Source organism: Acinetobacter sp. ANC 4862, assembly GCF_004336635.1.
Classification (GTDB): domain Bacteria; phylum Pseudomonadota; class Gammaproteobacteria; order Pseudomonadales; family Moraxellaceae; genus Acinetobacter.
The window spans coordinates 1-10607 of the sequence record NZ_SJXH01000057.1 but is presented as its reverse complement, the minus strand read 5'-3'; the positions used below and the strand labels follow the sequence as shown (position 1 = coordinate 10607).

Sequence of the window (10607 nt, the reverse complement as noted above, 5' to 3'; positions counted from 1 at the left end):
AAAAATTGCCCCAAGAATCGAGCGATAGCGAGATTCAATAGAGTTTGAGCGTAGCGAAAACATAGGGCAATTTATCATTCTCTGGGCTTTTAATTATTTTAATGCTTTTAAATGCTTTTAAATGCTATAAAAGCCTTTATTTAAAAGGCTTTCATACTTAATTAAACTAGGTTTGTCGACCTTTAAAACTAGGTTTGTCGACCTTTAAAACTAGGTTTGTCGACCTTTAAAACTAGGTTTGTCGACCTTTAAACTAGGTTTGTCGACCTTTAAATTCTTATACGAAATCTGATGTTAAAAAGAACTAAAACTAAAATTTATGGACCTTAAACCTTTTAATAGTAGTGAAATTATATCTGTCTTAAAGGGTATTAAAACTAGGTTTATCGACCCATTAAAAAGAGAATTGCTAAAACCATTTGAATGGTCTATCTTACAACCTAGTTATTAAGATAATAAAGAATGAAATGTCAAAATTAATCGTTAAAGATAATTCTTTAATGCAGGCAAGTTACACCCTAGACATGGTAGAACAACGTTTAATTTTACTTGCTATAGCTAAAGCTAGAGAAACTGGACATGGAATCACTGAAAATAGTCTTCTAGAGGTTCATGCGAATAGCTATATTAATACCTTCCATGTTGAGAAACATACTGCTTATACAGTTCTTAAAGACGCCTCTAAAAGCTTATTTGACCGTTATGTTACTTATCATGACGTTAACCCCAAAACGGGGAAAGACCGCAGTTTCCACTGTCGCTGGGTAGATAAAATTGGTTATGAACCTAATTCAGGGATTGTTTTTTTACGTTTCACACAAGATATCGTCCCTCTTATTACTCGTTTAGAAGAAAATTTTACTAAATATGAATTACAACAAGTCGCTAGATTAACTAGTGCCTATGCAATTCGTTTATATGAGTTGTTAATTCAATGGCGCTCAGCAGGGAAAACCCCCATTTTTGATTTGCAAATATTCAGACAACAACTAGGTGTTGAAGTTAATCAGTATAAGACCATGAGTAATTTCAAAACTTACGTTTTAGATTTTGCTCTTAAACAAGTGAATGAATGGACAGATATAACAGCTCAATACGAGCAACATAAAACTGGTCGAATAATTTCAGGATTTTCATTTAAGTTTCGTCAGAAGAAACCTAAAAAATCAAATTTAGTAACATTAACAGATCCACAACGTCTCTTATTTGCCAAGAAGCTTTCAGAACTCCCGGAAGTGAGTAGTAAATATTCTGAAGGGACAGAAAGTTATTCTCAATTTGCTGTAAGGATTGCTGATATGCTTAAAGATCCAGAAAAATTAAAAGAATTTACTCCACTGCTTAAAAAAGTTGGCTATAAAGCGGCATAAAATATAAGCTTGCTCATTTGTCTATTAGACAGTCTAATAGACAACAACTTTTGACAAGATTAGGCATAGCTTTACATCATGAAAAGCCTTTCAGTTCTTGAATTATCCAAGCTTTACAATATAAATAGACAGACCATATACAACCATATAAACAAAGGAATTCTAAGTAAAAATTCTGACAATAAGATTGATTTTTCAGAAGCCATTCGTGTATTTGGAGAGCCTGCTAAAAAACAGAATGTAAAAGACCCTGTAAAAATAGACAGTCCAAGTTCGGCAGAAGTTTTACTGCTTAGACAGCAGATAGACATGCTGAAAAATCAAGTATCAGATGCCAAAGATCGAGAAGCCTTCTACCAAGAACAAATTGAAGTCATGCAACGTCTATTGGAAGCTCCAAAACCTCATGTCACTACACCTGTTGATCCTGAGCCAACTCAATCTAAGCCTGAGACAGAAGAAAAAGAGGAAGTGATCACAATCCCTCCAAAAGAACCTGAAGTAATCGAGAATAAGCGCATTCTAGTCCCGGAACATGTCCAACCGGAACCAGAAAAAAGAGGCTTTTGGAGCCGTTTTTTTAGACCCTATGATTAACCACGATTGTTTAACTGATATGAACAAATTCGTGAAACATTGATCAAAGAATAGGCGTGGAACGTGAAAAATCATAAAAAAAGCCCATTTGAGGGTAAATGAGCTTTTCAATAGTATATAAGAAATTGATTTTTAAAGGAATAAAAAATTGTATTTCGTATAAGGTGTATTATGTTAATTTTAAGTAATCCTATTTAATAATTTTTTCGATACTTTGTTTATATAGACACAACATTGCATTTAAACGTCGCTCATACATATGCCCGTCATATAATAGTTCGACACTCAAACTGTCTAAGATACCTAAATAAGCATCTGTATACATTTCTTGATCTTTATCATCATCAATAATTTGAGATAACTCTGCCTGATAGAATTGAATAATTTGTTGAATATAATCTTGATAAGCTGATTTCACATTTTCTATTAAATGATTAGGTGGAACATATGCAATTCGAGTTAGAAATTGATAGGTAATAGCATTCTCATATCGTGATTTGATCTTACCTAAGTACAACTCCCCAGGTAATTTACCACTTACAGATGTATTAAAGCACTCTTCTAAATAAGAACACTCGATATCTAAAGCATCTAGTAAAAGCTCTAAAAATAATGAATCTTTACTTTTAAAATGTGTATATATGGATGCCTTACGGATTCCAATATTCTCTGCAATAGCACCTAAAGAGGCCCCTTCATAACCATTAAGAACAAAACACCTAAAAGCGACATCAATAATACGTTGTTTAGACTGAGATCTTAATTTTTTCATGAAGGGAGTAATCCTAAGCAAGGTTTAGTGAATTAATTTTTTGATAAGTACATTTCGAGTACCCATATAGACCAAAAATAGAATGAGTGGACCAATGGCACTTAGCAACATTAACCAGTATAAGGTATCAACTTCAACCAATTGACCAGCGATAGGCGTTGCTGTTGACGAAAGAAGCATCGGTATTGCCCCAAGTAGTGCAGCACTTGAACCCAAAGCGGTTTGTTGTGACTCCATCGCTATCGCCATCAACGTTGCTTCTAAAATACCAAGACCAAATAGACCTAGCGCTACCCCAGATACAATCCCCACTAAACCAAGACCCATGATATGCATAGCAATACATGTCGCACTGCCAATCATGATAACAACTGCACCGATGAGGGCTAGACGTGAAATAGGTATTTTTTTCACGAAATATGCTGATGAGGATGCACCTAAAATTAAACTAATACTGGTTAAGCCAAAGACCAATCCAAATTGTTCACTACTTAAACCATAGCCTGTTTGATAAACGAAGGAAGATCCACCGATATAAGAAAATAGAAAGAAATACACAGCTGATAAGGCGAGTAAATTAAAGCTAAAGGCCTTATTCTTTAGAATATTCAAATAAACTTTGGTAACAGACCCAAAATTCAGCTGAATACGGTCTTTGACTGCTAAACTTTCTTTTAGCGTACATAAGGTATTGATAAAAACAACAATGCCTAAAACACCTAAAGCGAGCATTACACCACGCCAGCCATAATGAGATCCAATCACTCCGCCTATAGCAGGAGCAACGATTGGACCTAGTGCCACAATGGTATTTAACAACGCATACAATTGTGCTGCAGCAGCGCCCTCGGTTAAATCCCGGACCATACTCATTACTACGACAATAGCCATAGATGCACCTAAACCTTGAAGTGCACGTGCGAAAACTAGACTCTCCAAATTTAACGCCAAAGCAGCCCAAATTGAAGCACCAATATAAGTAACAAGTCCTAGTAATAACGGGGTTTTACGTCCAATAGCATCTGACCAAGGTCCAAAAAATAGTTGACCAAGCCCCATAAAAATCAAAAAGACAGTCAACGTAATCTGCGTAGAAGCATAAGAGGTATCAAGGTCTTGGGCCATATTTGGCATGGATGCTAAATACATATCAATTGCTGCTGGACCCAATGCAACAATGATAGCGAGAGAGATGGTGAGTTTTAATCCCACAGACTTATTCATAACTTAAAATTAAATTAACTACCGATCGGTAGTTTTTATAGGCTCAGCATAAAAAAATCAAGTTATTTATTTCAATCCAATTTAAACATATGAGGTCTAAATAGTGTCTATTTAACATAATGGGCGTTATACGAAGTACACTTGTATATTAATTGAAATATCAAGCACTTATTAAAATCATAAAAATCCAAGAATGCCCAAAAATCCGATTTTGAAACAAGTTGGATTTTTTATGAGCAGATTTGTAATCTTTCGCCAATAAAATCGTCTAAAAAATGCTCAATTTCGGCATTTTCCCAATGTTCTCAGCTCTTCCAGGGCGAAAACTATCCCCAATTACTGTGGATGAAATTTAGGCTATTTTGTACGCCTTGGCGCACATCAATATCGGTCCTTTGCGGCTATCCGCGATACTGGAATTTTCCTATGATGAAGTCATACAGGAACAGGATGTTCCGGAACAGAAAACAACAATAATAAGTTTATACACCAGGATCGTGAGGTACGACAGGAGTCATACCTAGCAACCCAATACGAAAAACCCCGGCAGGATGCCGGGGTTTTTTATTTTTAAATAACTTTAGCTCATTTAATTATGTTAATTTTAAAATATATAACTAAGGATCCATATCTAAACTTATATAGATTATGAATATTTACTTGTTTGCTTATTACTATGGGCAAATGTTTATTTGAGTTAAGAATAATGGGTGAAATAATCCAATTTAAGAAAAAAAGAATTTCTAAGGGCCTAATCCTCTCAGGATTAGGAGGTGTTAGCAATGAAAATGGACTTGTAGCTAAAGATTTAACACCTAGTGATTTGATGTTTTATGGTCTTTATTGGGACAACATTGTTATTACTCAAATACCGATGTTCCATTTTACTAACAATGTAATTGAAGAATTCAGAAGTAATGGAGTTATTGAGTTTTATACAAATGCTCCTCCACCTCGTATTCATTCTTCAGAAATGCAAAAGTTGGCTTTAGAATCTTTATTAGCATGTCAAAGTGTAAGAAAGCAGAATACGGACTCTGATTGGATTATTTATAATAATGTTGCAGATGGATTTAATTCTATAGAATCTGATGATTTAATAGAACGACATACTATTAGAATTGAAATTTCAAAATGTCTTCCCTATCCAAGTACTTATGTTCCGATAGATACTCTGAGAAGATTTAGAGAAGATTATATCGATGAGCTTGATAGACTTCATTTAGCTAAATATAGACTATTTGATAAGATTAGTTCATATGAAGATTTGGAAAGGAGAGATCTTGCGAAATCATATGAATTAGAAGAGTTTAAACGTGCAATAAGAGATTATGAATTCGCTTTTTCCTCTAAATTTTCCTACTATTCGATGAAATCATTGATTAGTGATATCAAAGATAATAAGTCTCAACTATTAGAGGCTACTCTAGCTGCAGGAGATCTTCTAATAAGTGGCCCTAGCCTATCTGGGACTTACAATCTTGGTAAAACCTTCTTTAATATTTTTAGCTCAAAGCAAAAGATTCATGAAGCAAAGAAGAATTCACCAGAATTTCAATTTATTGGCTCTGCAATCAACAAAGGAATTATCTTACAGAGGTTTAGTAATAGTTTTGAATGAATAGACGTTAGAAGTCGTAAAATGCAAGATAAGGGCAAGGAACAATAGTATATTTGAACCATACCAAAAATAACTCTAAGATATTTTTATAGACAATAAAAAAGCCATCATAGTGATGGCTTTCGTATTTTTTAAATCTGCAGTGAGCTCTTAAGCTGTCGCGAGGGGCAGACTGCACTGGAATCCCTCACCTAATATGTCAATATTATATTATTATAATTGAATGAATGCAAATATCTTATTAGAATCCTTCTGTATCCAAATCTAAACCATAAGCTTGACACATAGACTCTAATCTAGACAGTTTTATCTTTAAGTTACTAATTTCTAATTCATTTTCTTTCTGAATAGATTGCAAAGCAAAATATTTTGATCTAATTCTTTTTAGTTCCAAATAATCATCTGGGCTATAGCAATCTAATAATATACTTGAAAGCTGATCTCTATCTTCTGTACATAACCGATAGGGATAATTCTCATTTCGCTGTTTTCGCTCATATCCACTCTTTTCTTTAAAGATAGTTATGCCTGGGTTAATTCTAGTTATTGATACTGTTTGTATCATATCGCAGAGTGCCCAACTTTCTTTACCAGAAGAACCATAAAAATCAAATGGTTCTAAACTTTTAGAATTAAGCTTAAAAGCATTTTTATTGCCATAAGGAGCTTTGGATGTTAAGGGAACTACTTGAACTAAATCATTACCAAAAGTTTGTAGCACAATAGCCAAGCGTCTTTTTCTCATTTCTTTTAATTGTAAAAAGCTCGGGTAGCGTTTAGGAGTTTTCGAGTGAACCTTATATTTAGAGATACTTTGAGTGAATCCAAAATCCACTTCAACTAAGGTAAATTTGTATAATAAGCTGGATAGGCTTTTTCTATTTTTCTTTAAAGTTTGTGATAAATATACTTCAGGAATAGAGACTGAATACTTCTTTAAAATTACATTATAAATAGGGGAGTGATCTGGACAGTGGGGTAAGGGAGGATGAACTAAACTATCCAGCAACCATTGATAATTATCATTATTAAAGAATTTTTTATGAACAAACCTTATGTTTGCCCTACTTATTACATCAGGAATTAAGGCTTCTTCAATATTTACGAATGTTTCTTTACCAAGAAATTTTATTTCATTGTCATTAATTTTTTGATAATAAACTATGACCAACTCTTTTTGCATTTTTACAAACGTTTAGGCAGAAGAATTTTGCATTATAGATTACTTATAAATCATACATATCAATTATTTTTTAATAGCTATTTAACATAAAATCTCTTATGCGAAATTCAAAAAAGCGTGGATCTAGTGTCCACGCTTCATATGATTTATACAATGGAAAGTGTAGTGAATTGGATAAGAAAAGCATAACCCTCTAATTGTTTATTTGCTTCTTTGAGCATGCTTTTAATAACAAAGAATTAGAGGGTTAAAATTTCCGCTGCACTTGTTTCTTTATACTTATTTATTGCTATTGTGAGGCTTATTTAATCAGGCTTAAAAAACAACATATAAGATATTGATATAAATAAAAAATATGAGTTATGAGCGAATTTTAGATGACAATTTTAGAAGATTGTCATCTAAAGTTCGCCACTAATCTTATAAACTATTGATTTATAAATAATATATTACTTTTTCTTCAAGAAACTAAAATTCGCCAGTAATCCCAATAAAACTATATTAATCATAGACTTACTATAACAACCTCCCTAGAAATAAAAGAATCTAAAAGTAGAATGATCTATTAAAATACAAGTAGAAGATTCTGCATTTGGCTTAATAGTTGGAATTCTAGGTTCTGTCACATTAGGGAATTAGATATCAAATAATTCGGTTAACCCCTTATAGGAAGTATTTTCCATGAAAAAATTCAGTACAAGTGAGCATCTCAAAAAAATGGATCGCAAGGATTGGGCAACAGCTCAATCGATTACGACCTTCGGTATGAGTCCCAAAGAAAAAAGGGCCCATAAAAAAAGATCCTGGGAACGCTTTGAACGGATCCAGTCTGGAGAAACTACACTGGAAGATGAAGAGGCTGTTCTGCTGATGCAATGGCGCGCCTTAAACAATCTGCCTAAAAACCAGAACTAAAATCATTATCCTGATCATGATTCCTTATTTTGTCAGGGGTTACTGCCTTGTCTCTCATTTGCAAAGGCACACGTTCGATGACCTGCCGCTGCATGAATGCCAATTCTTCATCAATAGAGGCTATCTGAATAACTGAATTCTTTAACCGTTGGCCCAGATCACTTAAGTATTCAAATTTCTCAAGTCGATCGAAGGATTCGGTATTCAAAAGATCGATATAAGTCTGTAAATCATGCTGAATCAGCCTAAAAGGTTCGGTCGTTTGATGATCTTGCAATAAGGCTTGCTGCATTTTTTGTTGTAAAAACAATAATTTTTCTTGAGCATACCAACGCTGCCGTGTCCGTGGTGTTTCAGCTTGCGTGCTCAATTCTTCAATCTCTTGACTATTTTTTAATTCAGCCTCGTAAAATGGGCGATACAACTCATAATGATTTTCAGCACGTAACTGGTTAATTTCAGCAGTCATTCTTTCCCGTTCGGCCACTAATTCCGGCTCTTTCTCACGCGCAAAACGGACCGCCTTATTCATCACAGGAACATCCTTCAGCTGTGTGCCATGCTTCTTGTTGTACTCCTTGTTGGATAAACAGCTGACCAAGCTAGGAACTTCCACCTGAATTCCCTTGATTTCCACCATCTTGGTCGGGGCATAACGCATGAGACTGTCATTAATCAGCTCTTCAGTCTTCTGCCGATACAGCTGTAACTGCGCCTTTCCCATACCTAACACATCAGCTGTCAGCTTCTGCGCCCCACCTTTCTGTGGATCCTTTGGGTTATAACGCTTAAAAAACTGTTCTGCGGTCCGGTCGATGCCATCAACATGTCGTTCACTATACATAAAATGCAAATGCGGTTGCTCTTGCCCACCCAACGATCCAACATGATTATGAATGGCACAGGTAAAGGGATAGCTATAGCGGTCTGCGAACTCAGCAATAAACGCCTCGGCCAATTCAATCCGCTGTGCCTGATTCAACTCTTTGGGCAAGGCCACCACCAAACTGGAACAGGTACGGCCATTACTACGTTCATAAATATCTGCAGCGTCCCAAAACTCAGCCGGCTTTCCTTCAGCAAAATTTGGCAGATTGCCGGATCTCACAAACTCGATCTGTTCTGAGGCACTTTCTTTATAATTTTTAAAGTGCGAAGTCCGGGTAATGTAGTGAAACCGGTTCTTGGCCGTGGCAGCATTTTTTACTTTCCCCGATCGGGTTTTCACGGCCTTTTTGCTTGTGTGTTCCAGGTTGCAATAGAACATAATCCCACCTTCAAATTCACGGAGCCTCGCAGAGCCTGCGGAGCACGAGGAGAAGTGTTTTTAATTCGATATAATTGCGTAGTAATTATATCGAATTAAAAACACGGAAACGATCTTAAGAATTAAAAAAAATGTTCCCACATTTTTTTTAATTCTTCCCGTGCCGGCCTATGCTAAACTGAAAACACAAAAACCTCACCCATTTTATGCTGGAGAATGCGATGGCGGCCCGTGGAAGACCTGCGAAAATACTCACTTCAAATGACCTCATGACATTACAGCAGTTCCTTAAAAATCTCCCTTTCCTCAAGAAAAACCAGCAGCAGGCTTTGACCTTGCTTCAACAAGCAAATGGCATATTCAATGACAAACAGCTCAATCTACTGAAAGCTGCAGACCGTGATAAAAACCAGTTTTTAAAAAGACAGGCCCTCATTGAACAGATCAAGCTAAAGGATAAAAACCAGCAGCCCCTTCTGGCCAACGAAACAGAAATTCTGGCATTACTGACACAGGAAATGGATCAGGATAATTTCTTCCGCCTGGATCGTGCCCTGGAGTCTTACCAGAAAATTGAAAAAGCAGCCTTGGAAAACCGGATCCGGCTGGAGAATGAACACAAGCGCGAAATTTTGCAAAAAAGTCATAAAGAACTGACAGACGCCCAAAAGAAACGTAATGCAGAAAATCAGCTCAAATATGCTTTAGGTGGAGCAGTACTAGCCGCCTGGAACAAACTTAATTTATCAACCGAAAATATAGATCCAGAAAAAGTTAAAAATACCATCGTCAATAACCAAAATTTTTTCAGAATGGTCAGTAACACCACGCTTTATCAATATATTCATCCAAGAACTGAAAACTACTTTCGAAGCAGAGAATTGTTTATCAAAGTTATTGAAGGATTATGTGAATATGATGACCACGGTACAGAACTTTATATCTTTGAAGCAGATAGTCACTTAAAACCGCAATAAAATGCGATTACAGCCACTTTTAAACCAATTTTTGAGTTAGCTACGTCTAAATCAATAAAGTGGCTGTAATCGCAAAACAAGAGCATTTAGCTTATTTTGCAAAAATACAAATCAAGATCCATTTCAAAACTCACAATATACCTAGAAGGTATATACCGAGCGAGTGTCTACGAGCGGCATAACTAAAATTCGCGCTTCGACTCTTTGAAAAACTGTTTTTTAGTATGTGAAATCTAAAAGAGCGTAAATCAAATGCCAAAATTTGATTCTAGAACGAGCGAAAGCGAGTAAAAAAAGCACTATGAGCGAAGCGAATTCCGAATTGTTTGTGCTTTTTTTAAAGTCATAACGAGATTTACTAAAAATTGCCCCAAGAATCGAGCGATAGCGAGATTCAATAGAGTTTGAGCGTAGCGAAAACATAGGGCAATTTATCATTCTCTGGGCTTTTAATTATTTTAATGCTTTTAAATGCTTTTAAATGCTATAAAAGCCTTTATTTAAAAGGCTTTCATACTTAATTAAACTAGGTTTGTCGACCTTTAAAACTAGGTTTGTCGACCTTTAAAACTAGGTTTGTCGACCTTTAAAACTAGGTTTGTCGACCTTTAAACTAGGTTTGTCGACCTTTAAATTCTTATACGAAATCTGATGTTAAAAAGAACTAAAACTAAAATTTAT

The 10607-nt window shown here is 35.3% G+C and carries 9 protein-coding genes; 5 read left to right on the top strand and 4 right to left on the bottom strand.

Annotation, left to right across the window (positions count from 1 at the left end; translation table 11 throughout):
* Positions 1-467 precede the first annotated feature (467 nt).
* A complete protein-coding gene (gene repM / locus E0409_RS15865) occupies positions 468-1370 on the top strand; it encodes a replication initiation protein RepM (protein WP_131292423.1) in 903 nt (300 codons plus the stop codon).
* Between the two features lie 78 nt (positions 1371-1448).
* Positions 1449-1967 carry a plasmid replication DNA-binding protein gene (locus E0409_RS15860; protein ID WP_121523912.1) on the top strand — a complete coding sequence of 173 codons (519 nt, stop codon included), beginning with the start codon at positions 1449-1451 and terminating at the stop codon, positions 1965-1967.
* Positions 1968-2157: 190 nt separating this feature from the next.
* Here E0409_RS15860 and E0409_RS15855 read toward each other — a convergent pair whose 3' ends face one another.
* Positions 2158-2739 (bottom strand): TetR/AcrR family transcriptional regulator, encoded by a 582-nt coding sequence (locus tag E0409_RS15855; RefSeq protein ID WP_131292420.1) that lies wholly within the window; start codon positions 2737-2739, stop codon positions 2158-2160.
* 24 nt (positions 2740-2763) lie between these two features.
* A complete protein-coding gene (locus E0409_RS15850) occupies positions 2764-3963 on the bottom strand; it encodes a multidrug effflux MFS transporter (protein WP_131292417.1) in 1200 nt (399 codons plus the stop codon).
* A 706-nt stretch (positions 3964-4669) separates the two neighbouring features.
* Here E0409_RS15850 and E0409_RS15845 point away from each other — a divergent pair.
* Entirely contained in the window at positions 4670-5584 is a 915-nt protein-coding gene (locus E0409_RS15845; RefSeq protein WP_131292414.1) for a DUF6236 family protein, read from the top strand.
* A 241-nt stretch (positions 5585-5825) separates the two neighbouring features.
* On the opposite strand, the gene E0409_RS15840 is transcribed toward E0409_RS15845, so the two are convergent.
* Positions 5826-6767, bottom strand: a complete 942-nt coding sequence (locus E0409_RS15840; RefSeq protein WP_131292411.1) for a type II toxin-antitoxin system PemK/MazF family toxin — start codon at positions 6765-6767, stop codon at positions 5826-5828.
* Positions 6768-7448: 681 nt separating this feature from the next.
* Here E0409_RS15840 and E0409_RS15835 point away from each other — a divergent pair.
* Positions 7449-7682: a hypothetical protein gene (locus E0409_RS15835; RefSeq protein ID WP_249733010.1), complete on the top strand. Its 234-nt coding sequence runs from the start codon at positions 7449-7451 to the stop codon at positions 7680-7682.
* Here E0409_RS15835 and E0409_RS15830 read toward each other — a convergent pair.
* On the bottom strand, positions 7666-8949 hold the full coding sequence (locus E0409_RS15830) for a MobA/MobL family protein (RefSeq protein ID WP_131292408.1): 1284 nt from the start codon (positions 8947-8949) through the stop codon (positions 7666-7668). The genes E0409_RS15835 and E0409_RS15830 overlap by 17 nt on opposite strands.
* Before the next feature lie 221 nt (positions 8950-9170).
* Between E0409_RS15830 and E0409_RS15825 the strand changes: the two genes are divergently transcribed.
* Complete coding sequence (locus E0409_RS15825; RefSeq protein ID WP_005175443.1) at positions 9171-9926, top strand: hypothetical protein; 756 nt, start codon at positions 9171-9173, stop codon at positions 9924-9926.
* Positions 9927-10607: the final 681 nt, after the last annotated feature.

What these genes read in the sequence shown, in the direction of transcription:
- E0409_RS15860 (WP_121523912.1), top strand. Translation starts at nt 1,449, where the DNA reads ATGAAAAGCCTTTCAGTTCTTGAATTATCCAAGCTTTACAATATAAAT.
- E0409_RS15855 (WP_131292420.1), bottom strand. Translation starts at nt 2,739, where the DNA reads ATGAAAAAATTAAGATCTCAGTCTAAACAACGTATTATTGATGTCGCT.
- E0409_RS15845 (WP_131292414.1), top strand. Translation starts at nt 4,670, where the DNA reads ATGGGTGAAATAATCCAATTTAAGAAAAAAAGAATTTCTAAGGGCCTA.
- E0409_RS15835 (WP_249733010.1), top strand. Translation starts at nt 7,449, where the DNA reads ATGAAAAAATTCAGTACAAGTGAGCATCTCAAAAAAATGGATCGCAAG.
- E0409_RS15850 (WP_131292417.1), bottom strand. Translation starts at nt 3,963, where the DNA reads ATGAATAAGTCTGTGGGATTAAAACTCACCATCTCTCTCGCTATCATT.
- E0409_RS15830 (WP_131292408.1), bottom strand. Translation starts at nt 8,949, where the DNA reads ATGTTCTATTGCAACCTGGAACACACAAGCAAAAAGGCCGTGAAAACC.
- E0409_RS15840 (WP_131292411.1), bottom strand. Translation starts at nt 6,767, where the DNA reads ATGCAAAAAGAGTTGGTCATAGTTTATTATCAAAAAATTAATGACAAT.
- repM (WP_131292423.1), top strand. Translation starts at nt 468, where the DNA reads ATGTCAAAATTAATCGTTAAAGATAATTCTTTAATGCAGGCAAGTTAC.
- E0409_RS15825 (WP_005175443.1), top strand. Translation starts at nt 9,171, where the DNA reads ATGGCGGCCCGTGGAAGACCTGCGAAAATACTCACTTCAAATGACCTC.